The organism is Lutibacter profundi (genome assembly GCF_001543325.1).
Lineage (GTDB): Bacteria > Bacteroidota > Bacteroidia > Flavobacteriales > Flavobacteriaceae > Lutibacter > Lutibacter profundi.
The window spans coordinates 2,444,548-2,469,589 of record NZ_CP013355.1 but is presented as its reverse complement, the minus strand read 5'-3'; the positions used below and the strand labels follow the sequence as shown (position 1 = coordinate 2,469,589).

Sequence of the window (25,042 nt, the reverse complement as noted above, 5' to 3'; positions counted from 1 at the left end):
TGAAATAATCACAAAGACATTGATAGTAATAATATTAATAATTAACGTTTTCATATTGATGAAACAAATATGCTATTATTTATTTAATAAAAAAATATTTTATTCTTTTTTATTTTATCATTTTTTGTGCTTTTTGTTTAATTATCACTTCAACAGGTACATTTTGTATTTTACTTTCTAACCACGATAAAATATCTAAATATAAAAAAGATCTTTTTTCATAAGGATGATTTTCAAATTTACTCAATTCTTTATGCAATTTTATAAACGCTTTATGTAAGTCTTGAGGGTAAATTGTACTCAGGTTTTTTAAAAATGAAATCATTTTACGCTGTACTTCATGCAAATCATTCATCTTTAGTAAAAACTTATAGGTTGATATTATTAACTTATCAATATTGTAATCTAAACCGGCATCATAATGTGCAACTAAATTCAGTACTCGTGAAAAACACAATAAATCTTCACGCATTTTTAAATTTTTGTTATTTATTATTTTTTCTAAATAAAAAATGCACTCTTCATTTTTACCAGCACCAAAATACATACAAGCAATTTTATAGTAAAAAACCATAATATGATGTGCATCTATCTTGGTCTCATAATTTTTAATTTCATTTAATAGTTTAGATACAAAATGAAGTCCTTTATGAAACCGCCCTTCTAAAAAATAAAGATTTAATTTGTTTTGATAATAATATAAAAATGTTAAAGTATTGGTGTTTTCATTTATAGCAATATTTTTATTTTCTATATCAGCATTTAAATTTTCAAGTACTTTATTAAATTTTGTTTTATGCTTAATCAAATAAAGTGACTCTAATAAATAATTAACTCCTTTAAGATAGAAAACAGAATTTTGTTTTTTCATATTTGGATTTTCTTCAAACAAATTAACCCATTTTTGAGAATATTTATAACTCAAAACAAAATCTTGCATAATTAAACTATGCCATAAATAAGCCTTGTATAAAAATAATTTCTCTTTAAACCCTAATTCTGACAATTTATATTTAGGTAGTCTTTTTTCAAAATAAATTTTAACTTTTTGAGCATCAATATCGTCTTTTACATATCCTTCTTTTAACATTAAACTATATAGCTGAAGTGATAAGTTTGAGAGCTTACTAGCTCTTGCATTTTTTAAACTCAACTCCTTTGCTTGTGCAGAAAGCTCTTCAGCCCTGTTACTTAAACTTCTTGTAATGTACTGAGATTCAATAACCTTCTCAAACTCTACTATTTCAAAGGCTAAATTATTCTCTTCATTATTTAAGGATATCTCTTTGGCTTTCTCTAAAATTTTTAAACTTTGTTTATACAAACCCTTGCTGTATAAAATTGCAGCAAAATCAAATTGCTCTCTAATTTGAGACCTCACGTTTTGATGCACAGGGTTTAAACGCAAACTCACCAAAATTTGTTTGTATAAATGTGCTTTCGTGTTCGATATTTGTTGCTTTTTTATATTTGTTTTCTTTAAAATTAAATCATCATTAAATTCACTTACTTTATCTAACAAATTAAATAACGTAATAAAATTAGCTTCGGTATTTCCACCCAATCTACCAACATATAACTTAAATTGTCTCTTTTCAGATTTTGAAAGTGACTTTATTAACGTAAAAAGCACATCTTTTTGTTCAATAGCCATTGTAACAAATTTATTTTTATTTTATTGATTTTTAACACTTTACAAAAAATAACAATCATTTGAATATTGTAAACACCGCTTTTATTAAAATTTATAGAAAAGGTATAACGTTATTTTTGATAATTCAAATGTGATAAAAAAAAACTAATAATGAGTAATAATAAAGTCCAAATTTTTGATACAACCTTAAGAGATGGAGAACAAGTCCCTGGTTGCAAGTTAAATACAGAACAAAAATTAGTGATTGCAGAACGCTTAGACATATTAGGTGTTGATGTAATTGAAGCTGGGTTTCCTGTCTCAAGTCCAGGTGATTTTACTTCTGTGGAAAAAATTTCAAAATTAGTAAAAAATGCAACTGTTTGTGGACTAACAAGAGCCAACAAAAAAGATATTGAAGTTGCAGCTGCCGCATTAAAATATGCAAAACGACCAAGAATTCATACCGGAATAGGAACATCTGATTCTCATATCATTTATAAATTCAACTCAACACAAGAAAAAATAATAGAACGTGCTGTACAAGCTGTTTCTTACGCCAAATCATTTGTTGAAGATGTTGAATTTTACGCTGAAGATGCAGGTAGAACAGCTAATGAATTTTTAGCAAGAGTTTTGGAACAAGTAATTAAGGCTGGTGCTACTGTGTTAAATATACCTGACACAACTGGCTATTGTTTACCTGATGAATATGGCGCCAAAATAAAATACCTCAAAGAAAATGTAAAAGGGATTGACAATGTTATTCTTTCTTGCCACTGCCATAACGATTTGGGTTTAGCTACTGCCAATGCAATAGCTGGTGTTCAAAACGGAGCTCGTCAAATTGAATGTACCATAAATGGAATTGGTGAACGTGCAGGAAATACTGCCTTAGAAGAAGTTGTTATGATTTTAAAACAACATCCTTATTTAAATTTGGAAACAGGCATAAATAGCAAGTTATTGTACAGTACAAGTCAACTTGTGCAAGAAAGTATGGGTATGAGAGTTCAAGCAAATAAAGCTATTATTGGAGAAAATGCTTTTGCTCATAGTTCTGGAATCCATCAAGATGGAGTTATTAAAAATAGAGAAACTTATGAAATAATTAACCCTGCTGAAGTTGGTGTAAATGAATCTTCTATTGTACTAACGGCAAGAAGCGGCAGAGCTGCCTTAGCTTACCGAGCAAAAAATGTTGGTTATAACTTAACAAAAATAGAACTGGATGATTTATACCCTCAATTTTTGAACTATGCTGATCACCGTAAGGAAGTAAATGATAAGGATCTTCAGCATTTAATGGAATTAAACCATGTTCACAAAACAGCTGTTAATTTCTAAGTTAGAAATCACATTATAAGTTTTTATGTTATTTTTGAAGTTATAACTTAAACACATGAAATTAAAAATTGCTTTATTACCTGGTGACGGAATTGGACCTGAAGTAATTCAACAGGCTACAAAAATATTAGATGCAATTGCTAAAAAATACAACCATATTTTTGAGTATAAAACAGCTTTAGTTGGTGCTATTGCAATTGAAGAAACAGGCAATCCACTACCAAATAAGACGTTAGAAACTTGCTCTGATGCTGATGCCATATTATTTGGAGCCATTGGAGACCCAAAATACGACAACAATCCAAGTGCTAAAATTCGCCCAGAACAAGGCTTATTAAAACTTCGAAAAAAATTAGGTCTCTTTGCAAACATTAGACCTATAACAACTTATAATTCATTAATTCACAAATCAAATTTAAAAAAAGACGTAATTAAAGGAACTGATTTTGTTATTTATAGAGAACTTACTGGTGGTATCTATTTTGGTGAAAAAAAATTGAGTGCTGATGGAAATTCAGCCTCAGATAATTGTAACTATACCGCTAATGAAATTGATAGAATTGCACATTTAGCATTTAAAGCAGCATCTGTAAGAAGAAAAAAGCTAACCCTAGTTGATAAAGCCAATGTATTAGAGACCTCTCGCCTTTGGAGGAAAAGAATTATAAAAATGGCAAAAGAATATCCTACCGTAAAATTAGAGTTTTTATTTGTTGATAATGCCGCAATGCAACTTATTTTAAATCCAAAACAATTCGATGTTATTTTAACTGAAAATATGTTTGGAGATATTCTTTCTGATGAAGCAAGTGTAATCTCAGGGTCAATTGGGTTACTCGCTTCTGCGTCTATTGGTGAGCATACAGCTTTATTTGAACCTGTTCATGGTTCATACTCACAAGCCAAAGAGAAAAACATTGCCAATCCACTAGCGGCCATATTATCGGCTGCCATGCTTTTAGAATATTTTGATTTATTTGATGAAGCTGAAGATATTAAAAATGCTGTTGAAAAATCTATAGATTTAAACATTTCAACACCTGATTTAAATACTACGAATCATTTCTCTACAACTAGTGTAGGGAATTTTTTAAGAGACTTCATTTTAGATGAAGAAAACACATTCTACAATAAAAATAATATAGATTTAGGACAATCAACTATAATTTAATAGTTAACAGTCCTTAATCAAAAGTCAAAAGTTTTTGTTTAGTTTTACAGCTATGAAAAATAACACTAGCCTTATAGATGCTATTAACTATCGCCGTTCAGTTAGAGTGTTTGATGCAACTAAAGAAATTGATTCAGAAATTGTAAAAAAATGTATTCAGCAAGCAACATTGGCTCCTAACAGTAGTAATATGCAATTATGGGAATTTCATCATATTACTTCAAAAGATGTTTTGGATAAATTAGCTGTAGCTTGTTTAGGTCAAAGTGCCGCAACAACAGCAACAGAAATGGTGGTGGTTGTAGTTCGTAAAGACTTATGGAAAGAAAGAGCTAAAGAAAATCTTACATATTTAGAAAAATTATTTGGAAAAAAATCTAATGAAGAATATAGTGGTCGTGAAAAATTTGCAATAAACTATTATAGAAGAATCATGCCTTTTGTATATCGTGATTTTTTTGGGCTATTTGGCTGTTTTAAATATCTTATTTCATGGTTAACAGGTCTTTTTAAACCTACTTATAGACAATTAAGAAAATCTGATATGAGAATTGTTGCACATAAAAGTGCAGGTTTAGCTGCTCAAACTTTTATGTTGAGTATGGCTGCTGAAAATTATGATACGTGCCCTATGGAAGGAACTGACACACTTCGTATAAAAAAGATATTGAATTTACCTTCTAAAAGCGAAGTTAATATGGTTATATCATGTGGTATTCGCAAACCTGAAGGAGTTTACGGGGAGCGCTTTAGAATTCCTTTTGAAAGTATTTATAAACGTTGGTAATTCGTTTCAAAATAATCCGTCAAAAATAAATTATGACAACAAAAGAAGAAATAATTAATAAAATTATAGCAAACAAAAATAGACCACACTTAAATTTTAGTCTAAAATATAAAACTGAAAAATTTACAAACAACCTGTTTTATACACTATTTGATGCTGATGCTTGCTCTACAAGCAATATTGAGAAATTAGAAAATGATTTTAAAGAAATTTACAAACTTGCATGCCAAAATAATGATTGTTCATGCAAAACTATTTGGAATAATTTTTTAATTAAATTACCTGTAATTTTAGAAAATTTACATTTAGACGCTCAAGAATTGGTTAATAATGATCCCGCTGCAAAAACAATAGAAGAAGTTTACCTTGCATACCCGGGATTTTATGCAATAGCTATTTACAGATTTAGTCATGAATTGTTATTATTAAACACTCCTCTTATTCCTAGGTTAATGAGTGAATATGCCCATGGAAAAACAGGAACAGATATTCATCCTGGAGCAACAATTGGAAAGTCCTTTTTTATTGACCACGCTACAGGCACCGTAATTGGAGAAACCTGTATTATCAAAAATCATGTGAAAATATACCAAGGTGTTACATTAGGAGCCTTGCAAGTTGCAAAAAACATGAAAAATACAAAACGGCATCCTACGGTAGAAGATAATGTTACCATTTATGCAAATGCAACTATTTTGGGAGGTGAAACAACCATAGGTGAAAATACTACAATTGGAGGTAATGTTTGGTTAACAAAATCTGTTCCAAAAAACTCGTTAGTATATCATACAACTGAAACTAAGCTGAAATCTAAAATTAAACCATGAAAAATAAGTATATTTTTGATTTTATAGGAAACACCCCATTAATAAAAGTTCAACATTTATTAAATAATGAAAACGTTTCACTATTTCTTAAACTAGAAGGAAATAACCCTGCTGGAAGTGTGAAAGATAGAGCAGCATTTAATATGATTTCTGCTGCTTTTGAACGAAAAGAAATAAAAAAAGGCGATTATTTAATTGAGGCAACAAGTGGAAATACAGGTATTGCTTTGGCAATGATTGCCCAACAATTTGATATAAACATAGAACTTGTTATGCCTAAAAACTCAACAAAAGAACGCATACAAACAATGCTAGCTTATGGCGCAAAAGTTACATTAACGAATGCTAAAATTGGAATTGAAGGCGCTAGAGAATATGCTGAAAAACAAGTACTTGAAAAAGGATATTACATGCTTGATCAATTTGCAAATGATGACAATTGGAAAGCTCATTATAAAACTACCGGCCCTGAAATTTGGAACGATACTTTAGGCGAAATAACACATTTTATTTCTGCAATGGGTACAACAGGTACTATTATGGGAGTTTCAACTTACTTAAAAGAAAAAAATGAAACTATTCAAATTATAGGTGCACAACCAACAGATAATTCTAAAATTCCTGGTATTAGAAAATGGTCTAAAGAATTTCTTCCAAAAATATTTAATCCTAAAAAAGTAGATGCAATTATAGAAGTTAGCGAGGAAGAAGCAAAAATAATGACTAAAACATTAGCAAAAGAAGAAGGTGTTTTTTCAGGAATGAGTGGAGGTGGTGCTGTTGTGGCCTCATTAAAATTAGCAAAAACATTAACCAAAGGCACTATAGTAACTATTATACCCGATAGAGGTGATCGTTATTTGTCTTCTAGTTTATTTGGGTAAAATAGTGCTATAGTTAACTATATTTAAGATTGTATAGCAATCGCTTTTATTGTATTTTTGCACCCTAGATTATTTAATTACTTCGCATGAGAAAAATACAAATGGTTGACCTACTTGGTCAATATGATAAAGTTCAAAAAAAAATAGATTCAAAAATATTAGAAGTTGTAAAATCTGCAGCATATATAAACGGACCTGAAGTTCATAGTTTTCAAAAAGAATTAGAAAATTATTTAAATGTAAAACACGTAATTCCGTGTGCAAATGGTACAGATGCGCTACAAATAGCAATGATGGGTTTAGGATTAAAACCTGGAGATGAAGTTATTACGGCAGATTTTACATTTGCAGCAACCGTTGAAGTTATAGCCTTATTAGGTTTAACCCCTGTTTTAGTTGATGTTGAAAAGGATACATTTAATATTGATATTGAATCACTAAAAAAAGCAATTACTCCTAAAACTAAAGCTATAGTTCCTGTTCACTTATTTGGTCAATGTGCCAATATGGAAGCTGTTTTAGAAGTTGCCAAAACACATAACTTATTTGTAATTGAAGATACTGCACAAGCTATTGGAGCAGATTACACCTTTAAAAACGGTTCTAAAAAGAAAGCTGGTACCATTGGAAATGTTGGGACTACTTCTTTTTTCCCTTCAAAAAACTTAGGGTGCTATGGTGATGGAGGTGCTATTTTTACAAATAATGATGATTTAGCACACACACTTCGAGGAATTGTAAATCACGGAATGTACAAGCGATACTACCATGATGTTGTTGGAGTAAATTCTCGTTTGGATAGTATTCAAGCAGCAATTTTACGTATTAAATTACCTCTTTTAAATAGCTATTGTGATGCTCGAAGCAAGGCTGCTGAGTATTATACAAAAGCATTCTCTACAACTAAAAATATTACAACACCTGTAATTAGTAATTTTACTACACACGTTTTTCATCAATATACAATTCAAGTAAAAAATGTAGATAGAAATGCACTGCATCAACATTTGTTAGACAACGGAATACCAAACGCAATTTATTACCCTGTTCCTTTGCACAGCCAAAAAGCATATATGGATGTACGTTACAAAGAAGAGGATTTTAAAGTTACAAATGAATTAATAAACACCGTTTTATCTTTACCAATGCATACGGAATTAGATAGTGAACAGTTAAATTTTATTACATCAACCGTGTTAAATTTCATAAATAAATAATGAAGGAAATTTTAGTAACAGGAGGTTTAGGTTTTATTGGTTCACATACTGTTGTTGAACTTCAAAATGAAGGCTTTAATGTAGTAATAATTGATAACTTATCAAATTCAACTATAGATGTACTTGATAAAATTACTTCCATAACAACTAAAAAACCAAGGTATTTTAATATTGACTTAAAAAACAAAAAAGCTGTTCAACAATTTTTTAAAGAGAATGAGGTAGATGGGGTTATTCATTTTGCAGCATCAAAAGCTGTTGGAGAAAGTGTTGAAAACCCATTAGAATATTACGAAAACAATATTGGTTCTTTAATTTATTTATTACAAGAAATGAAAGCTAATAATGTAATTAATTTTATTTTTAGCTCATCTTGTACTGTCTACGGTCAAGCAAATGAACTTCCAATTACTGAAAATGCACCTATTAAACCTGCAGAATCTCCTTACGGGAATACTAAACAAATTGGAGAAGAAATTATAAAAGACACTACAAAAATTTCAGCTATAAAAGCGATTGCTTTACGTTATTTTAATCCAATTGGAGCCCATGAATCTGCAAAAATTGGAGAATTGCCAATTGGTGTTCCTCAAAATTTAATTCCTTTTATAACTCAAACAGCCGCGGGAATTCGCGAAAAATTAGCTGTTTTTGGGAGCGATTATGATACGCCTGATGGAACAGCTATTCGTGATTACATTCACGTTATAGATTTGGCAAAAGCTCATATTATTGCACTAAAAAGGTTACTTGAAAACAAAAATAAATCTTCTTTTGAAGTTTTTAATATTGGAACCGGTAAAGGAAATTCAGTACTAGAGGTTATTCAATCTTTTGAAAAAGTTACTGGCAAAAAGTTAAACTACGAATTGGTTGATCGTAGAGAAGGTGACATTACTGCTGCTTATGCAGATACAACTATTGCGAATACCAAACTAGGTTGGAAAGCCAAACTAACACTTGATGAAGCTTTACTCTCTGCTTGGAAATGGCAAGAAACATTAAAGTAAATAGTACCTTTAAAAATTTATTAAGAACAACAAAAGTCATTTTAAAGAGATCTTAAAATGACTTTTGTTAATTATAAGTTGTCTAAACAGAAGCACCACTTGCTGTTACACTTCTATCTATTTTTCGCATTAAACCCTGTAAAACTTTCCCTGGTCCAACTTCAATAAATTCTGTTCCTCCATCTGCAATCATTTGTTGAATAGACTGTGTCCAACGAACTGGTGATGTTAGTTGTTTCATTAAATTCTGTTTAATATCCTCGGGATTAGTAACGGCTTTTGCCACTACATTTTGATACACAGGGCATATTGGCTCACTAAATGTTGTGTTTTTAATAGCTTCTGCTAATTCTTCCCTTGCAGGCTCCATTAGTGGCGAATGAAAAGCACCTCCAACTGGTAATTTTAAAGCACGTCTAGCTCCTTTTTCCATTAAAAGTTCGCATGCTTTATCTATTGCTGAAATTTCTCCAGAGATAACTAATTGGCCAGGACAATTATAATTTGCGGCCACAACTATTCCATCAATACTTGCACAAGTTTCTTCTACCACGGTATCATCTAACCCTAAAACCGCTGCCATTGTAGACTCTTGTATCTCACAAGCTTTTTGCATTGCCAATGCTCTTTGGGAAACTAATTTCAATCCGTCTTCAAATGTTAAAACACCATTTGCTACCAATGCTGAAAATTCACCTAAAGAATGACCTGCAACCATTTCTGGTTTAAAATTATCACCTAATATTTTTGCCAATATGGTAGAATGCAAAAAAATAGCCGGCTGAGTAACTTTTGTTTGCTTTAATTCTTCTGATGTTCCCTCGAACATAATATCTGTAATTGAAAACCCTAAAATTTTATTAGCTTTTTCAAAAAGTTCTTGTGCTTCAGAAAATTTTTCATATAAATCAACTCCCATTCCTGAAAATTGAGCTCCTTGACCCGGAAAAATATACGCTTTCATCTATTTTATATTTTAATTTACTTAAAGGGTGCAAAAGTAAGAATTATTTCACTTCTATTATCACTTTATAACCTTCACTATTTCTAATATTAAAAACGGTATTATCTTCAAACAATAAATATTGCCCCTTTACTCCTATTAATTTCCCAAAGTAACTAGGTGTTTTTTCGAGGTTTAACGATTTAACCTTTGTAGGGTATTGAAGAACTGGATAGTTAATCTCTGTAATTTTCCCATTATTTGCTAAAAAATAGGGCTGAGCTTCTTTAGGTATAAACGCCTTCAATTTTTCTCTTTCTTCAATTAAATCAATGTCTAATATTTCATTTTTTAACATTTTTTGCCAATTCGTTTTATCGGCAACATGTTCTTTTAAAGCTACTTCTGTTATCCCTGCTAAATACCTGTTTGGAACCTCAACAATTTCTATGGCTTTTGTAGCCCCTTGGTCAATCCAACGAGTTGGTATTTGAGTTTTACGAGTTACACCAACTTTTACGTTGCTTGACAAAGCCAAATAAACAATATGCGGCTTTAATTGAGCTTCCTTTTCGTAAGCTAAATCACGATCCTCAATTCCTAAATGCGCAGTACTTAATTCAGGTTTCATTACCCAATCACCAACAGCTGCACTTTTATAAAAACAGTCATAACAAAGCCCTTGTCTAAATATTTTTTTTTCTTTTCCACAACTTAAACATTGGTAACCTTCAAAACTAATTTCAATTTCTTTGTTTAGTAATTGATTTAAGTTTAAAAAATCATTTTCAGTATCTAAATAATAATGTACCACATCATTTAACTCGGTCATCATTTTTTTTAACACAGCTTGGTATTGCATAGAAAGTTTTTAGTAAATTTAACACGATAAAGATACTCAATAAAAAAATGCCATATCAAATAGTTAATTCAATAATTTCATGGTTCTTAAAAAAAAGAAAGCATCAGGTAGCGTTATTTTTAAAATATCCTATTGATGTTCAAAATGAACTTCTTTTTAAATTACTTCAAACAGCAGAATATACTGAAATAGGTAAACAATACAATTTTTCAAACATTGAAACTTATGAAGCGTTTAAAGAAAAAGTCCCTATTCAACAGTATGAATCTATTGAACCGTTAATTGAACGTACCCGAAAGGGAGAGCAAAATGTATTTTGGCCAACTCCTATTAAATGGTTCGCAAAATCTAGTGGAACAACCAATGCAAAAAGTAAATTTATTCCTGTTAGTGATGAAGCTTTAGAGGATTGCCATTTTAAAGCTGGAAAAGATATGCTTTGCCTCTATTTTAATAACAATCCAGATTCTCAACTTTTTATTGGAAAAGGCTTACGCTTAGGAGGAAGTAGCGCTATTTATGAAGATAACAATTCTTATTTTGGTGATTTATCGGCTATTATTATTGAAAATTTACCTTTTTGGGCAGATTATAGCAGCTCTCCAAAGCAAGAAACAGCATTAATGAGTGAATGGGAAAGTAAAATAGAGGCCATTATTGAAGAAACTATTCATGAAGATCTAACCAGCTTGGTTGGTGTGCCTTCATGGATGTTGGTACTTTTAAACAAAGTTTTAGAAAAAACAGGTAAAAATAATATTATTGAAGTTTGGCCAAATCTCGAAGTATATTTCCACGGAGGAGTTAACTTTAATCCTTATAGAAAACAGTTTCAAAAATTGATTCCAAAAAAAGATTTTAAATATTATGAAATTTACAATGCTTCAGAAGGTTTCTTTGCCATTCAAGATTTAAATAATTCATTGGATTTATTATTAATGCTTGATTATGGTATTTTTTACGAGTTTATTCCAATGAATAAGTTTGATGGCGAAAACTCTGATGCAATTCCTCTTTCTAAAGTGAAATTAAATACAAATTATGCGCTAGTTATTACTACAAATGGTGGATTATGGCGTTATTTAATTGGTGATACCATAAAATTCACTTCATTAAATCCTTACCGTATTCGAATTACAGGAAGAACCAAACACTTTATCAATGTTTTTGGTGAGGAATTAATTATTGACAATGCAGAAACTGCTCTAAATCAAGCCTGTTTAAAAACGGGTGCTGAAATTTCTGAATATACTGCTGCTCCTATATTTATGAATAATGAAAAAAGTGGAGGACATGAATGGATGATTGAATTTAGAAAACATCCTAATAATATTAATTTTTTCACTGAAATGTTAGACAATGCTTTAAAAGCAATCAATTCAGATTATGAAGCCAAGCGTACTAATAATTTAACACTCTCTATGCCTAAGATTCATATTGCTAAACAAGGGCTTTTTTATAATTGGCTAAAACAACAAGGCAAATTAGGTGGGCAGCATAAAGTACCTAGACTATCTAATTCAAGAAAATATTTAGAAGAATTATTGACATTAATGGATGAAACCTAAATTTTTCGTTCAATTACGTAATTAACCATCATTAACAAAGAATTTTTGTAAATAGATTTCGGATATTTTTCCAGTATTTCTAAAGCTTTAGATTGGTACTCTTGCATTTTAGTTATTGTATACTCAATACCTCCATTTTCTTTCACAAAAGCAATAACTTCTTGGACCCTTTTTTTATCTTTATTATGATTTTTAACTGAGTTTATCAACCATTTTTTTTCTTTTTCAGAACAATTATTTAATACGTAAATTAACGGAAGTGTCATTTTCTGTTCCTTAATATCAATCCCTGTTGGCTTACCAATTTTTGCGTCAGTATAATCAAATAAATCATCTTTTATTTGAAATGCAATTCCTATTAATTCTCCAAATAAACGCATTTTTTCAATTTCTTCCTTATCACTTCCAACAGAAGCTGCTCCAATACCACAACATGCAGCAATTAGCGTTGCCGTTTTTTGGCGAATAATTTCAAAATACACATCTTCAGTTATATTTAATTTTCTAGCTTTTTCAATTTGTAATAATTCTCCTTCAGTCATATCTTTCAATGAAACTGATATTAATTTTAACAAATCAAAATCATCATTATCAATGGAGAGCAATAAACTTTTAGAAAACAAATAATCTCCAACCAAAACAGCTATTTTGTTTTTCCACAAGGCATTGATAGAGAAAAAACCTCTTCTCTTATTACTTTCATCAACCACATCATCATGAACCAACGATCCGGTATGGATTAACTCAATTAATGATGCTCCGCGATAAGTTCTCTCACTAAAATTGCCATTAGAAACCATTTTAGCTACTAAAAAAACAAACATAGGTCTCATTTGTTTTCCTTTACGCCTAACAATATAATGGGTAATTCTATTGAGTAACGGGACTCTTGTAGCCATGGCTTCTCTGAACTTGCTCTCAAAGAGTTCCATTTCTTGAAGTATTGGCTGTTTTATTTGTTCTACTAGCTTCATTAAGAAATCAAAAGTAAGAAAAATAGTTTAACTTTTGTTTGCTAATTGACCACAAGCAGCATCAATATCTTTTCCTCTGCTTCTGCGAACATTTACAATAATATCATTCATTTCTAAAATACTAATATAATCTTCTATAGCCTGTGGTTTTGCCTGTTTAAAATCTCCATCATCAATTGGATTGTATTCTATTAAATTTACCTTACAAGGTACATATTTACAAAATTGCACCAATGCCATTATAGCTTCTTTATTATCATTAATTTCATTCCAAACTACATATTCATACGTAATTCTACTACCCGTTTTTGCGTACCAATATTCTAAGGCTTCTTTTAAATCTTTAAGTGGGAAGTTTTGGTTAAAAGGCATTATTTTTGTTCTTACTTCATCTATTGCTGAATGTAAAGACACTGCTAAATTAAATTTCACATCATCATCTGCTAATTTTCGAATCATTTTTGGCACTCCCGAAGTTGAAACTGTAATACGTTTTGGCGACATTCCTAAACCTTCTGGCGAAGTTATTTTATCAATAGCTTTTAACACGTTATTATAATTCATTAAGGGCTCTCCCATTCCCATAAAAACGATATTTGATAATTTGTGATTGTAGTATAATAAACTTTCTTTGTTAATTGCTGCTACCTGATCGTAAATTTCATCGGGGTTTAAATTTCGCATTTTCTTTAAACGTGCTGTAGCACAAAACAAACAATCTAAACTACAGCCAACCTGGCTAGATACACAAGCTGTTGTTCTAGTTCCTGTTGGAATTAGAACCGATTCAACAATTAATCCATCATATAAACGTACGGCATTTTTAACTGTACCATCTTTACTACGCTGCATTGTATCAACTTCAATATGATTAATTACAAAATTGTTTTGTAACATATGGCGTGTTTCTTTTGAAATATTAGTCATATCCTCAAAAGTGTGAGCGCTTTTACTCCATAGCCATTCATACACTTGATTGCCTCTAAATGCCTTATCGCCATTTTCTACAAAAAAATTACGTAATTGATCTTTTGTTAAAGCTCGTATGTCTTTTTTTGAGTTCATTTTAATATTAACTTTATAAAAAGATTCCCGCATATGCGGGAATCAAATGACTAATAAATTATATTTTTTCTAAATAATTAGCATTGCATCTCCATAGGAGTAAAATTTATATTTTTCTTTAACTGCTTCTTCATAAGCTTCCATTAAAAAATCGTACCCTGCAAAAGCCGCAGCCATCATCATTAAGGTAGATTTTGGGGTATGGAAATTTGTAATCATACTATTTGCAATACTAAAATCGTATGGAGGGAAAATAAATTTGTTTGTCCATCTATCAAAAGTATTTAAATGTCCATTTGAAGAAACTGCACTTTCTAGTGCTCTCATAACTGTTGTTCCAACGGCGCAAATACGTTTTTTATTATCAATTGCATTATTTACAATTTTTATAGTTTCAGATGTAACAATAGCCTTCTCTGAATCCATTTTATGTTTTGATAAATCTTCAACTTCTACTGGGCTAAAAGTTCCTAAACCAACATGCAATGTAACCTCTGAAAAATCTATACCTTTAATTTCTAAACGTTTCATTAAATGTTTAGAAAAATGTAATCCTGCAGTTGGTGCTGCAACAGCTCCTTCATGTTTTGCATAAATTGTTTGGTAACGTTCTGCATCACTAGGTTCAACTTTTCTTTGAATATATTTTGGAAGTGGTGTTTCGCCTAGTTCTTGTAATTTTTTTCTAAATTCCTCATAAGAACCATCATACAAGAAACGCAATGTTCTACCTCTAGAAGTTGTATTGTCAATAACTTCTGCCACCAAACTCTCATCATCACCAAAAAATAATTTGTTTCCAATTCTAATTTTTCTAGCAGGATCAACTAATACATCCCATAATCTACTTTCTGCATTTAGCTCTCTTAATAAAAAAACTTCAATTCTTGCACCTGTTTTTTCTTTTTCACCGTACATACGAGCAGGAAAAACTTTGGTGTTGTTTAAAATCATTAAATCACCTTCATCAAAATAATTAATTAAATCTTTAAATGTATGATGTTCAATAGTTTGTTTTTTTCTGTCTAAAACCATTAAGCGAGATTCATCTCTGTGTTCTGCAGGATATTCTGCTAACAATCCTTCAGGTAATTCAAATTTAAACTTTGATAATTTCATGTATTTATTATTTTTTTTAGTGGTTACCTAAAATAGGTTATTTGCTATTTTCAATCTTTGTAAAGCGAAACTTCTAAAAGGTTTATTTTAAGTGTTTTTATAGAATGAGCGCAAATATACAACATCGGCATAGGCGTTGTCAAGTGATTTGCAATAAAACTTTGTATTGGTGTGTTTTAACAGGTCATTTTTTTAAAATCTTCCCAAAAAGTTGGATACGATTTTGAGACTACATTTGCATTTTCAATTTGAATTGATACCCTTGTGGCTAAAGGTGCAAATGCCATAGCCATTCTATGATCATCATAGGTTGCAATAGATATATCCTCTTTAATTTTTGTTGAAGCTTTTAAATGTAAAGTTTCATCCGTAATAACTACTTCACCACCTAATTTTTCAATTTCATTTTTAAGTGCAACTAATCTATCCGTTTCTTTTATTTTTAATGTGTGAAGTCCTGATAAAAAACATTCAATTCCCAAGCCAAAGCAAGTAACTGCAATTGTTTGAGCAATATCTGGAGCGCTAATTAAGTTGACATTTAATGACTTCAAAGTTAACGTGTTGTTATTTCTAAGTACAAGTGAGTTCTCTTCAAACCTTGTTCCAACACCTAAATCTTTATAGATAACTGCTAAAACCGAATCGCCTTGTAAACTGTTTTTAGTATAAGAAGCTAATTTTATTTCAGAATTAGGACTTAATGCACACAGGCTGTAAAAATAAGAAGCAGAACTCCAATCAGATTCAACCGTAATTGTTTTATCCTTAATTTTTGGTTTTGGCTGAATTGAAATAATATTGTTTTCCCAAGAATATTCAACACCTAATTCAGCTAATAATTGTAACGTCATTTTAATATAAGGTACTGAGGTTACTTCTCCCTTAAATTTTAACTGCAATCCTTTTTTTAATGTTGGAGCTATTAATAACAATGCCGAAATATATTGACTACTAACATTCCCATTAATTTCAACAAAATATTTCACTAATTTTTCACCTAAAATTTTTAAAGGAGGATACCCTTCTTTTTCTAAATATTGAATATTAGCACCCAATGTTACTAGTGCATCAACTAAAATTTTAATAGGCCTATTTTTCATTCTATGAGAACCTGTTAAAATAATTTCAGCATTTTCTTTTACTGAAAAATAAGCCGTTAAAAAGCGCATAGCCGTACCTGCATGACCAATATTTATTTCATTTGAAGTAGTTGCTAATGCTTTTTGCATCAACCTTGAATCATCAGAATTTGAACTATTTTCAATTTTTAAATTTTGATAAAATTGCTGCAAAATTAACAACCTATTTGTTTCACTTTTTGAGCCTGTAATTTGAATACTCCCTTTAACTTTTTTATTTATTTTATTGATTTTCAATAAATTCATTCCTATTAAATTAATAACTTAAAATAAAATAATTTTTAATAGCTTTACTCTTTAATTTTTTTTTCAATTTAAATCAACTAATCAATATGAAAAAATACTTTTTATTAGCAAGTTGCCTATTCTTAATATTAGCGTACAAAGTTAATGCTCAAAAAACAGTATCCAAATTTAATGAAGAGTTTTATAAATCTATAGAATGGCGAAATATTGGCCCTTTTAGAGGTGGAAGAAGTGCCGCTGTTACTGGTGTTGCTAATAAAGCAAATCTGTTTTATTTTGGTGCAACTGGCGGTGGAATATGGAAAACTACCGACGCTGGTAATACGTGGAGTAATATTTCTGATGGTTTTTTTGGAGGTTCAGTTGGAGCTATAGCTGTTAGCGAATCGGATAATAATGTAATTTATGTTGGTAATGGTGAAGTTACCATTCGTGGTAATGTATCTTCTGGAGATGGTATGTGGAAATCTTTAGATGCAGGAAAAACTTGGCAACACATTGGTTTAGAAAAATCGCGCCATATTCCAAGAGTACGCATCCACCCTAAAAATTCTAATATTGTATTTGCTGCAGTTTTAGGAGATTTGTATAAACCTTCTGAAGAAAGAGGTGTTTACAAGTCTATTAATGGTGGGAAATCTTGGAAAAAGGTATTATTTTCAAATGCAAATGCAGGTGCTGTAGATTTAATAATTGACCCAAATAATTATAGAATTTTATATGCTACAACTTGGAATGTAAGAAGAACTCCTTATAGCTTATCTAGTGGAGGTAGTGGCTCTGCCCTTTGGAAAAGTACTGATGAGGGTGAAACATGGACAAATATTTCTAAAAATGAAGGTCTTCCAAAAGGAATTTGGGGAATTAGTGGAATTACTGTTTCTCCAGTAAATTCTGATATTGTATGGGCACTAATAGAAAATAAAGATGGCGGTATTTACAAATCTACCGATGCAGGAAAAACTTGGAAATTAATTAATAAAGAACGTAAATTACGTCAACGCGCTTGGTATTACACACGTATTTATGCCGATACACAAGATGAGAATATCGTTTACGTTTTAAATGTTCGATACCACCAATCTAAAGATGGAGGGAAAACATTTAAAACATTTAATGCACCTCACGGAGATCATCATGATTTATGGATAGCACCTGAAGACAATCAACGAATGATAATTGGTGATGATGGTGGAGCGCAAGTTAGTTTTGATGCAGGAGAAAATTGGAGTACCTACATGAATCAACCAACAGCTCAAATATACAGAGTTGTGACAGATAATCATTTTCCTTATCGAATTTATGGAGCCCAACAAGATAATTCTACATTTAGAATTGCTCACCGAACAAATGGTGGAAATATTGGCGAAAGTGATTGGGAAAGTACCGCTGGAGGAGAAAGCGCTCATATTGCAGTAGACCCATTAAATAACGATATTGTTTATGGCGGAAGTTATGGTGGTTTATTAACAAGAATAAATCACAAAACAGGTGAACGCCGAGTAATTAATGTTTGGCCCGATGACCCAATGGGTCACGGAGTTGAAGATATGAAATATCGTTTTCAATGGAATTACCCTATTTTCTTTTCCCCTCACAATAAAAAGAAAATGTACACAACTTCTAACTTTGTACACGTAACGTATAATGAAGGGCAATCTTTTGAAGTTATTAGCCCAGATTTAACAAGAAATGATCCAAAAACACTTAAAGCTTCTGGAGGTCCAATAACCAAAGATAATACTGGTGTAGAATACTATGGAACTATTTTTGCGGCAGTAGAATCTCCTTTTGAAGAAGGTTTAATTTGGACAGGATCTGATGATGGTTTGGTTTATCTTACAACCGACGGTGGTAAAAATTGGAAAAATGTTACTCCTAAAAAAATGCCTGAATGGATGCTAATTAATGCTATTGAAGTAGATCCATTTACTGCTGGAGGAGCTTATATTGTAGGTACTCGCTATAAATTAGGAGATTATGCACCGTACATTTATAAAACTGAAGATTATGGTAAAAATTGGAAATTATTAACCAACGGAATTGATGCTGAACACTTCACCAGAGTATTACGTACAGATCCAAAAAGAAAAGGGCTATTATATGCTGGTACAGAAAAAGGAATGTATATAAGTTTTGATGATGGTAAAAATTGGAATCCTTTCCAACTAAATTTACCCATTGTTCCTATTACCGATTTGACAGTTAAGAATAATAATTTAATAGCAGCTACTCAAGGTCGTTCTTTTTGGATTATTGATGATTTAACTCCTTTACACCAAATTAATAAAACGCTCATTTCAAATGATTTATTTATGTTTAAACCTATGGATACTTATCGTATGGGAGGAAGTAAGCGAAAATCTAAAACTGCTGGTCAAAATCACCCTGGAGGAGTACTTATTAATTATTACGTAAAAGATATTGATGAAAAAGACACCTTAAGTCTATCTTTTTTTGATAATTTAGGGAAACATATTAAAACATTCTCAACAAATCCAGATACCAAACAGCAAGAAGAAAAACTAAAAGTTAAAAAAGGAGCAAATCAATTTAATTGGAATATGCAATATCCTGATGCTGAAAAAATAAAAGGAATGATATTGTGGTGGGCATCTTTAAGTGGGCCTAAAGCATTGCCTGGTAATTATTCAATTAAACTAACTAAAAATGGGAAAGTAGTTTCTGAGCAAAATTTCACATTGTTGAAAGACCCAAGGAGCACGGCTTCTGAAGAAGATTTATTAGCTCAATTTAATTTTATACTTGAAATTCAAGAAAAATTAACTGAAATTCATAAAACATTAAAAAACATTACAAAAGTTAAAAAACAAGTAAAACAGCTAAAAGCATCTATTTCAGATAAAGAAAAAAATAAAGAAATTATTGGTTTGGCTGATAAAATTGTAGAAGAATTAACCAACTATGAAAATGTGTTATATCAAACAAAAAGTAAAAGCAATCAAGATCCTTTAAATTTCCCAATTCGCCTAAACAACAAATTAGCACATTTAAATTCTTTAAGTTCAATAGGTGATTTTAAACCTACAGATCAATCAATTGAATTTAAAAATGAAATTGTAAAATTGATTGATGCTGAGCTATCAAAAATTTATTCAGTATTTGATAATGATGTTAAAAAGCTCAATAAAAAAGTAAAGCAAAGCGATATTGACTTGATTAATTTAGATTGATAAAAAATGCCTAAATGTCATTTTGAGCGGAGTCGAGAAATCTATGTGAAATTATTTCATTAAAACATTTCAACTTCGCTCAAAGTGATAATTAGAAATCTGAAATTAATTATTTCGAATGCAATGAAACAATTTGCTTCTTTCGAAAAAATTACGTTGTTTCTAGTTATGGTGTTATTTTTTTATAAACCTGTAATATCCTGCCATAAATGCACCGTAAAGTGCCGACATTAAAACTTGTGTTTTTGCAAATTGTTCAAACCCATTTGGTGAAAAATACTCATCCATCATTCCGTCAATTCCGCTATGGTTAAAAATAGAAATAATAATTTTTATAGCACTAACAATTACTAAAAACACCAATCCAAAACGAATTGTTAATTTTAAAAACGACTGATTTTTATACGTATTCATATCTATTTTAATTTTGTGTTGTTATGATGGCGATTGTGATCACGTTTGGTTTTAACATCCATTTTTTTATCAAAAGCTTCTTGTAAATCAATTCCTGTTTGGTTTGCCAAACACAACACCACAAAAACTACATCAGCCAATTCTTCTCCCAAATCTTTTCCTTTATCACTCTCTTTTTCACTTTGTTCTCCATAGCGTCTAGCGATAATACGAGCTACTTCTCCAACTTCCTCGGTTAATTGAGCCATATTTGTAAGCTCATTAAAATAACGAACTCCATGTTCTTTTATCCAATTATCAACAATTATTTGAGCGTTTTTAATATCCATTTTATTATTTTTACTAAAAATCAAAGATAGTGAACTTCTAATAATATTTTGTATACTCTTCTTTTTAAGAACACTTTAATCCTATTTTTTCTAATCAAAATTTAGATACGTTAAAAACTCATCTCTACCTATTTCTTTGGCTCCTAAACTAGCTAAATGAGAATTGTACACTTGGCAATCAATTAATTTATAGTTTTCTTTTTCTAATTTTTGAGTCAAATATATAAAGGCCAATTTTGAAGCATTACTTACTTTACTAAACATACTTTCACCACAAAATACAGTTCCTAAATCTACGCCATACAATCCGCCAACCAATTCTTTGTTATATTGAGCAGAGTCAAAATGTTGCCAAACTTCAACAGATTTTGCAACTCCTTCCTTATGTAATTTTATATATGCTTGTTCCATTTCATCAGTTATCCAAGTTTTACCTTGATCTGAAGGTCTATAAACTTGTTTACAATTAGAAATTACTTCTGAAAAATTTTGATTAAAAGTAACCGTAAAATCACCCCTACGGATAACTTGTTTCATGCTTTTTGAAATTTTTAAATCCCTTGGAAATAACACCATTCTAGGGTTTGGACTATACCATATAATTGGTTCTCCTTGATTGTACCAAGGAAAAATCCCACTTTTATAAGCTAACAATAATCTTTCAGCAGATAAATCTCCGCCAACAGCTAACAAACCATCTTCATTTGCTAAATGCACTGGAGGAAATATCAATTCTTTTGAAAGTAAATACATCTTAAATAATTTCAACAAATATAACTAAACAAAAAAAGAGAAAAGCATACACTTTTCTCTTTTATAAAATTGTAATAGATTTACTTAAAAAGGTAAATCATCTGGTTCGTTTTCATTCAAATCAGAGGTGGTTTCTAAATTATCTAATGGTGCAGCAATAGGTGGAGCTTCAGCACCTGCTCCTTCTTGTACCGCCTCAATTCTCCAGCCTTGAATAGAATTAAAATAAACCGCCTCTCCTTGAGGGTTTATCCATTCTCTTCCTGTTAAATTAATTGAAATTTTCACATCTTGACCTTCTTGGTAGTTATTTAATAAATCACATTTATCTTGAATAAATTCAATCTTTAACATTTGTGGGTATTGATCGTTTGTAGTGAGTACCATTTCTCTTTTTCTAAAACCATTTGCACCAAAAGTTTTAGTTTCTTCAATTTTTTTAATTTTTCCTGTAACTTCCATATTTCAAGTTTTTTTCATTAAAAGCACTTTCCAAGCACTTGCAACATCATTTTTTTCTAAAAATGCTTTCGCAAATGTATGTTTTTTTACACTATTATACCCAATAATTTGTGGGTGTTCTTTTGCAAACTTATCAACATCTTCTATAGGTGGTATTACTTCAACATTTCCTAACATGCCTAGGTCGTTTCCTGTTAATACACTACTGTTTCTAATTTCAAAAGGGATAGAATCAATGCCTATTCCTAACGTTTTTAATGGCTTAGGTATTTCAAAAAAACCTTCTTTAGCTCTTGAATATAAACTGCCTCCTGCTCTTGCTACTAAATCTAATTTTTGTTGATTTATATTTCCGTCATCATTCAAAAACTCTTTTTTTATGTGTAGCTTTATAACTTCACATATAATTAAATTTCCAGCTCCTCCCCCTGTTCCAAGTTCTATTATATCTTTCACTTTACATTCAAATTGTATTGGAGATTCACCAACTCTAAATGGTTTCACTTTTTCAGAAGCTACCATTGTAAAACCGGCCTTTTCAAACTCATTAACATTCTTTGGATATTCAGTACTTGACAATGACATTTGCTGTACAATATCATAATTTACTATATTTATTACAACTTCTCTAGTTTCCTTAGCATTCTTTAAGGTGTGCTTTATTGTATTATTTCGAACTCTTCTCGCTGGTGAAAATATTAATATAGGCGGATTTGCACTAAAAACATTAAAAAAACTAAAAGGTGATAAATTCGGATTTTCGTTGGTATCAATTGTACTAGCCAAAGCTATTGGCCTTGGAGCTACAGCACTTAATAAATAACCGTGTAGTTTTTCTATCGCAATGTCTTCTGGGTTTATACTTAACATCAATTTGTTTTCAACAAATATAAATATTTCAACTTTAAAATAATATAGATTATAATTTTAAGTTATATCAACATAAATTCTATATTTGAATAATGGCTTCACAAAAAAATTCTCAAATTATTAGATGGGCTGTAATAATTGCCTCTTTTATTATTGTTACACTTATTTTGTGGAATACATACAGTTTTTTTCAGAAATTCAAACACGAAGAACGAGCTAAAATGGAAATTTTAGCAACAGCACAAAAAGATTTAGCTACTAATTTAGACCTAAATGCTAGTATTAACTTACCTCTTAAAATTCTAGAAAATAATAAAAGTGTTCCCATGATTTTATCAAATGATAATGATGAAATTATTAGTTGGCAAAATTTAGATTCTATTAAAGCTCAAGATCATAGTTATTTAGTTAAGCAATTGGCAATTATGAAACGTGAAAATGATCCAGTAATTATTCAGTTTGATAAAGATCAAAAAAATTATATTTATTACAGAGACTCAGATTTATTAACTAAACTAAAATACTATCCTATTGCCTTAATTCTTATCTTATTCTTATTTGCCAGTGTAATTTATTTATTTTTTAAATCTAACAAAGTTGCTGAACAAAATAAATTATGGACTGGAATGGCTAAGGAAACAGCCCACCAAATTGGTACGCCATTATCTTCTTTACTAGGTTGGATTGAAATTTTACGTTTAGAAAATACTGATGAAAATACCATTAAAGAAATTGAAAACGATGTACATAGATTAACTATTATTGCAGAACGGTTTTCAAAAATAGGATCTACACCTACATTAACAAAACTCAATATTGTTGAAGCTACTTTTAATTCTTTCAATTACCTTAAATTAAGAAGTTCTAAGCAAGTTGAATTTAATTTTGAGGCTTCTGAACAAGAAATTTTAGCAAATATTAACCTTCAATTATTTAGTTGGGTAATTGAAAATTTAACAAAAAATGCTATTGATGCTATGGAGGGAAAAGGGGTAATAACACTTAAAATCTCTGAAAGTATTAAAAATGTTACTATTTTTATTTCTGATACAGGGAAAGGCATACCAAAAAATATTCAAAAAAAAATATTCTCACCTGGATTTACTACAAAAAAACGAGGCTGGGGGCTAGGTTTATCATTAGCTAAACGCATTATTGAAGATTACCACAATGGTAAAATTTCTGTATTAAAATCTGAAATAAACAAAGGAAGTATTTTTGTTATTACACTTAAAAAATAACGTTACAATTCCTTTGAAATAGCTTTTGCAACAGCTTCAAATTCTTTTGGCTGTAATTTAACCTTTTTAATAAATTGAATATCTTCCATTTTTTGTAACGGAATTAAATGTACATGCACGTGTGGAACTTCTAAACCAATAACAGCCATACCTATACGCTCACAAGAAATTACTTTTTTCATTGCAATAGCAACATCTCTTGAAAAGTCCATTAAGCCATTATAAGTTGCTTTGTCTAACTCAAAAAACTTATCAACCTCTTTTTTAGGCACAACCAACGTATGCCCCTTAGCATTTGGATTTATATCTAAAAAGGCATAGAATTCATTATTTTCGGCTACTTTATATGAAGGTATTTCTCCCTTTATTATTTTAGTAAATATTGACATTTTTTTCCGTTTTCTATTTAATCAAAAATAAGAAACCCTTATCAATTAAAAAACTGAAAAGAACTTTTACCTAATGTGTCTTTATTTTTAAGCTCTTGAAATTTCTATAACTTCAAATTTTACAATACCACTTGGAACTTCTATTTCAGCTATATCTCCAACCTTTTTACCTAATAACCCTCTTCCTATTGGTGAATTAACAGATAATTTTCCTTCTTTAATATTTGTTTCAGAATCAGCAACCAACGTATATGTAAATTCCATATTGTTAGCAGTATTCTTAATTTTCACAATAGAATGAATTAATATTTTTGAAGTATCTAACAAAGATTCATCAATAATTCTGGCATTAGAAATAACTTCCTTTAATTTTGCAATTTTTAACTCTAAGTGTGATTGTTCTTCTTTTGCAGCATGGTATTCCGCATTTTCACTTAAATCACCTTTATCTCTTGCTTCAGCAATATCATTACTAATTCTTGGACGTTCCACATGTTCTAAAAAATCTAACTCTTTTTTTAGTTTTTTCATTCCTTCTGGTGAATAATACGATATTTTACTCATAACTTATCTATTTAAATAAATACAAAAAATC

The 25,042-nt window shown here is 30.3% G+C and carries 24 protein-coding genes; 10 read left to right on the top strand and 14 right to left on the bottom strand.

All coding sequences use genetic code 11. The annotated features are described in order from the left end of the window. Positions 1–109: 109 nt before the first annotated feature. Positions 110–1,654: a hypothetical protein gene (locus Lupro_RS10860; RefSeq protein WP_068210063.1), complete on the bottom strand. Its 1,545-nt coding sequence runs from the start codon at positions 1,652–1,654 to the stop codon at positions 110–112. Between the two features lie 150 nt (positions 1,655–1,804). On the opposite strand from Lupro_RS10860, the gene Lupro_RS10855 reads away from it, so the two are divergent. The 7 genes from Lupro_RS10855 (at position 1,805) to galE (ending at position 8,876) form a co-directional block, all read left to right on the top strand. Further along, positions 1,805–2,980, top strand: a complete 1,176-nt coding sequence (locus Lupro_RS10855; RefSeq protein ID WP_068210061.1) for a 2-isopropylmalate synthase — start codon at positions 1,805–1,807, stop codon at positions 2,978–2,980. A gap of 55 nt (positions 2,981–3,035) precedes the next feature. Beyond that, on the top strand, positions 3,036–4,151 hold the full coding sequence (gene leuB / locus Lupro_RS10850) for a 3-isopropylmalate dehydrogenase (protein ID WP_068210058.1): 1,116 nt from the start codon (positions 3,036–3,038) through the stop codon (positions 4,149–4,151). Positions 4,152–4,203: 52 nt separating this feature from the next. After that, on the top strand, positions 4,204–4,938 hold the full coding sequence (locus tag Lupro_RS10845; protein ID WP_068210056.1) for a nitroreductase family protein: 735 nt from the start codon (positions 4,204–4,206) through the stop codon (positions 4,936–4,938). Between the two features lie 32 nt (positions 4,939–4,970). After that, entirely contained in the window at positions 4,971–5,765 is a 795-nt protein-coding gene (locus Lupro_RS10840; protein ID WP_068210053.1) for a serine O-acetyltransferase, read from the top strand. Next, positions 5,762–6,649: a cysteine synthase CysM gene (cysM, locus tag Lupro_RS10835; RefSeq protein WP_068210050.1), complete on the top strand. Its 888-nt coding sequence runs from the start codon at positions 5,762–5,764 to the stop codon at positions 6,647–6,649. The genes Lupro_RS10840 and cysM overlap by 4 nt, the downstream gene beginning before the upstream one ends. 86 nt (positions 6,650–6,735) lie before the next feature. Beyond that, complete coding sequence (locus Lupro_RS10830; protein ID WP_068210047.1) at positions 6,736–7,866, top strand: DegT/DnrJ/EryC1/StrS family aminotransferase; 1,131 nt, start codon at positions 6,736–6,738, stop codon at positions 7,864–7,866. Next, complete coding sequence (gene galE, locus Lupro_RS10825; RefSeq protein ID WP_068210043.1) at positions 7,866–8,876, top strand: UDP-glucose 4-epimerase GalE; 1,011 nt, start codon at positions 7,866–7,868, stop codon at positions 8,874–8,876. The genes Lupro_RS10830 and galE overlap by 1 nt, the downstream gene beginning before the upstream one ends. 82 nt (positions 8,877–8,958) lie before the next feature. On the opposite strand, the gene fabD is transcribed toward galE, so the two are convergent. Together fabD and Lupro_RS10815 are read right to left on the bottom strand one after the other, a co-directional pair. After that, complete coding sequence (gene fabD / locus Lupro_RS10820; protein WP_068210039.1) at positions 8,959–9,840, bottom strand: ACP S-malonyltransferase; 882 nt, start codon at positions 9,838–9,840, stop codon at positions 8,959–8,961. Between the two features lie 43 nt (positions 9,841–9,883). Further along, on the bottom strand, positions 9,884–10,681 hold the full coding sequence (locus Lupro_RS10815; protein ID WP_068210036.1) for a DUF2797 domain-containing protein: 798 nt from the start codon (positions 10,679–10,681) through the stop codon (positions 9,884–9,886). Between the two features lie 47 nt (positions 10,682–10,728). On the opposite strand from Lupro_RS10815, the gene Lupro_RS10810 reads away from it, so the two are divergent. Next, the gene (locus Lupro_RS10810) at positions 10,729–12,249 is read left to right on the top strand and encodes a GH3 auxin-responsive promoter family protein (RefSeq protein WP_068210033.1); all 1,521 of its coding nucleotides are present in this window, start codon (positions 10,729–10,731) and stop codon (positions 12,247–12,249) included. On the opposite strand, the gene Lupro_RS10805 is transcribed toward Lupro_RS10810, so the two are convergent. The 4 genes from Lupro_RS10805 to Lupro_RS10790 all read right to left on the bottom strand — a co-directional run bounded on the left by Lupro_RS10805 (position 12,246) and on the right by Lupro_RS10790 (position 16,795). Next, positions 12,246–13,223, bottom strand: coding sequence for a polyprenyl synthetase family protein (locus Lupro_RS10805; RefSeq protein WP_068210028.1), 978 nt, complete (start codon positions 13,221–13,223; stop codon positions 12,246–12,248). The two genes, Lupro_RS10810 and Lupro_RS10805, sit on opposite strands and share 4 nt — an antisense overlap. A gap of 27 nt (positions 13,224–13,250) precedes the next feature. After that, positions 13,251–14,288, bottom strand: coding sequence for a dual-specificity RNA methyltransferase RlmN (rlmN, locus tag Lupro_RS10800; protein WP_068210027.1), 1,038 nt, complete (start codon positions 14,286–14,288; stop codon positions 13,251–13,253). Between the two features lie 69 nt (positions 14,289–14,357). Then, on the bottom strand, positions 14,358–15,407 hold the full coding sequence (gene queA / locus Lupro_RS10795; RefSeq protein ID WP_068210024.1) for a tRNA preQ1(34) S-adenosylmethionine ribosyltransferase-isomerase QueA: 1,050 nt from the start codon (positions 15,405–15,407) through the stop codon (positions 14,358–14,360). 176 nt (positions 15,408–15,583) lie between these two features. Beyond that, positions 15,584–16,795, bottom strand: coding sequence for a 3-phosphoshikimate 1-carboxyvinyltransferase (locus tag Lupro_RS10790; protein WP_068210020.1), 1,212 nt, complete (start codon positions 16,793–16,795; stop codon positions 15,584–15,586). Positions 16,796–16,881: 86 nt separating this feature from the next. On the opposite strand from Lupro_RS10790, the gene Lupro_RS10785 reads away from it, so the two are divergent. Beyond that, positions 16,882–19,989 carry a WD40/YVTN/BNR-like repeat-containing protein gene (locus Lupro_RS10785; RefSeq protein WP_068210017.1) on the top strand — a complete coding sequence of 1,036 codons (3,108 nt, stop codon included), beginning with the start codon at positions 16,882–16,884 and terminating at the stop codon, positions 19,987–19,989. Between the two features lie 174 nt (positions 19,990–20,163). Here the strand turns inward: Lupro_RS10785 and Lupro_RS10780 are convergent, their stop codons facing one another. The 5 genes from Lupro_RS10780 to Lupro_RS10760 all read right to left on the bottom strand — a co-directional run bounded on the left by Lupro_RS10780 (position 20,164) and on the right by Lupro_RS10760 (position 22,817). Beyond that, a complete protein-coding gene (locus tag Lupro_RS10780) occupies positions 20,164–20,403 on the bottom strand; it encodes a hypothetical protein (RefSeq protein WP_068210014.1) in 240 nt (79 codons plus the stop codon). A gap of 2 nt (positions 20,404–20,405) precedes the next feature. Further along, positions 20,406–20,732: a nucleotide pyrophosphohydrolase gene (locus tag Lupro_RS10775; protein ID WP_068210010.1), complete on the bottom strand. Its 327-nt coding sequence runs from the start codon at positions 20,730–20,732 to the stop codon at positions 20,406–20,408. A gap of 90 nt (positions 20,733–20,822) precedes the next feature. Next, the gene (gene aat, locus Lupro_RS10770; RefSeq protein ID WP_068210007.1) at positions 20,823–21,485 is read right to left on the bottom strand and encodes a leucyl/phenylalanyl-tRNA--protein transferase; all 663 of its coding nucleotides are present in this window, start codon (positions 21,483–21,485) and stop codon (positions 20,823–20,825) included. 84 nt (positions 21,486–21,569) lie between these two features. Beyond that, entirely contained in the window at positions 21,570–21,947 is a 378-nt protein-coding gene (locus Lupro_RS10765) for a DUF3127 domain-containing protein (protein ID WP_068210004.1), read from the bottom strand. Positions 21,948–21,950: 3 nt separating this feature from the next. Further along, the gene (locus Lupro_RS10760) at positions 21,951–22,817 is read right to left on the bottom strand and encodes a flavin reductase family protein (RefSeq protein ID WP_068210001.1); all 867 of its coding nucleotides are present in this window, start codon (positions 22,815–22,817) and stop codon (positions 21,951–21,953) included. Between the two features lie 92 nt (positions 22,818–22,909). Here Lupro_RS10760 and Lupro_RS10755 point away from each other — a divergent pair, with 92 nt between their 5' ends. Beyond that, a complete protein-coding gene (locus Lupro_RS10755) occupies positions 22,910–24,058 on the top strand; it encodes a sensor histidine kinase (protein WP_068209998.1) in 1,149 nt (382 codons plus the stop codon). Between the two features lie 2 nt (positions 24,059–24,060). Here the strand turns inward: Lupro_RS10755 and Lupro_RS10750 are convergent, their stop codons facing one another. Then, complete coding sequence (locus Lupro_RS10750) at positions 24,061–24,447, bottom strand: HIT family protein (protein ID WP_068209994.1); 387 nt, start codon at positions 24,445–24,447, stop codon at positions 24,061–24,063. 87 nt (positions 24,448–24,534) lie between these two features. Then, positions 24,535–25,011: a transcription elongation factor GreA gene (gene greA, locus Lupro_RS10745; protein ID WP_068209991.1), complete on the bottom strand. Its 477-nt coding sequence runs from the start codon at positions 25,009–25,011 to the stop codon at positions 24,535–24,537. Positions 25,012–25,042: the final 31 nt, after the last annotated feature.

Excerpts from the sequence above, each read along its gene's own strand:
- Lupro_RS10830 (WP_068210047.1), top strand. The coding sequence starts at position 6,736 with ATGAGAAAAATACAAATGGTTGACCTACTTGGTCAATATGATAAAGTT.
- leuB (WP_068210058.1), top strand. The coding sequence starts at position 3,036 with ATGAAATTAAAAATTGCTTTATTACCTGGTGACGGAATTGGACCTGAA.
- Lupro_RS10815 (WP_068210036.1), bottom strand. The coding sequence starts at position 10,681 with ATGCAATACCAAGCTGTGTTAAAAAAAATGATGACCGAGTTAAATGAT.
- rlmN (WP_068210027.1), bottom strand. The coding sequence starts at position 14,288 with ATGAACTCAAAAAAAGACATACGAGCTTTAACAAAAGATCAATTACGT.
- queA (WP_068210024.1), bottom strand. The coding sequence starts at position 15,407 with ATGAAATTATCAAAGTTTAAATTTGAATTACCTGAAGGATTGTTAGCA.
- Lupro_RS10750 (WP_068209994.1), bottom strand. The coding sequence starts at position 24,447 with ATGTCAATATTTACTAAAATAATAAAGGGAGAAATACCTTCATATAAA.
- galE (WP_068210043.1), top strand. The coding sequence starts at position 7,866 with ATGAAGGAAATTTTAGTAACAGGAGGTTTAGGTTTTATTGGTTCACAT.
- Lupro_RS10755 (WP_068209998.1), top strand. The coding sequence starts at position 22,910 with ATGGCTTCACAAAAAAATTCTCAAATTATTAGATGGGCTGTAATAATT.
- Lupro_RS10810 (WP_068210033.1), top strand. The coding sequence starts at position 10,729 with ATGCCATATCAAATAGTTAATTCAATAATTTCATGGTTCTTAAAAAAA.
- Lupro_RS10805 (WP_068210028.1), bottom strand. The coding sequence starts at position 13,223 with ATGAAGCTAGTAGAACAAATAAAACAGCCAATACTTCAAGAAATGGAA.
- Lupro_RS10860 (WP_068210063.1), bottom strand. The coding sequence starts at position 1,654 with ATGGCTATTGAACAAAAAGATGTGCTTTTTACGTTAATAAAGTCACTT.
- cysM (WP_068210050.1), top strand. The coding sequence starts at position 5,762 with ATGAAAAATAAGTATATTTTTGATTTTATAGGAAACACCCCATTAATA.
- Lupro_RS10785 (WP_068210017.1), top strand. The coding sequence starts at position 16,882 with ATGAAAAAATACTTTTTATTAGCAAGTTGCCTATTCTTAATATTAGCG.
- Lupro_RS10855 (WP_068210061.1), top strand. The coding sequence starts at position 1,805 with ATGAGTAATAATAAAGTCCAAATTTTTGATACAACCTTAAGAGATGGA.
- Lupro_RS10790 (WP_068210020.1), bottom strand. The coding sequence starts at position 16,795 with ATGAATTTATTGAAAATCAATAAAATAAATAAAAAAGTTAAAGGGAGT.
- Lupro_RS10840 (WP_068210053.1), top strand. The coding sequence starts at position 4,971 with ATGACAACAAAAGAAGAAATAATTAATAAAATTATAGCAAACAAAAAT.
- Lupro_RS10760 (WP_068210001.1), bottom strand. The coding sequence starts at position 22,817 with ATGTTAAGTATAAACCCAGAAGACATTGCGATAGAAAAACTACACGGT.
- greA (WP_068209991.1), bottom strand. The coding sequence starts at position 25,011 with ATGAGTAAAATATCGTATTATTCACCAGAAGGAATGAAAAAACTAAAA.
- aat (WP_068210007.1), bottom strand. The coding sequence starts at position 21,485 with ATGTATTTACTTTCAAAAGAATTGATATTTCCTCCAGTGCATTTAGCA.
- Lupro_RS10780 (WP_068210014.1), bottom strand. The coding sequence starts at position 20,403 with ATGAATACGTATAAAAATCAGTCGTTTTTAAAATTAACAATTCGTTTT.
- fabD (WP_068210039.1), bottom strand. The coding sequence starts at position 9,840 with ATGAAAGCGTATATTTTTCCGGGTCAAGGAGCTCAATTTTCAGGAATG.
- Lupro_RS10775 (WP_068210010.1), bottom strand. The coding sequence starts at position 20,732 with ATGGATATTAAAAACGCTCAAATAATTGTTGATAATTGGATAAAAGAA.
- Lupro_RS10765 (WP_068210004.1), bottom strand. The coding sequence starts at position 21,947 with ATGGAAGTTACAGGAAAAATTAAAAAAATTGAAGAAACTAAAACTTTT.
- Lupro_RS10845 (WP_068210056.1), top strand. The coding sequence starts at position 4,204 with ATGAAAAATAACACTAGCCTTATAGATGCTATTAACTATCGCCGTTCA.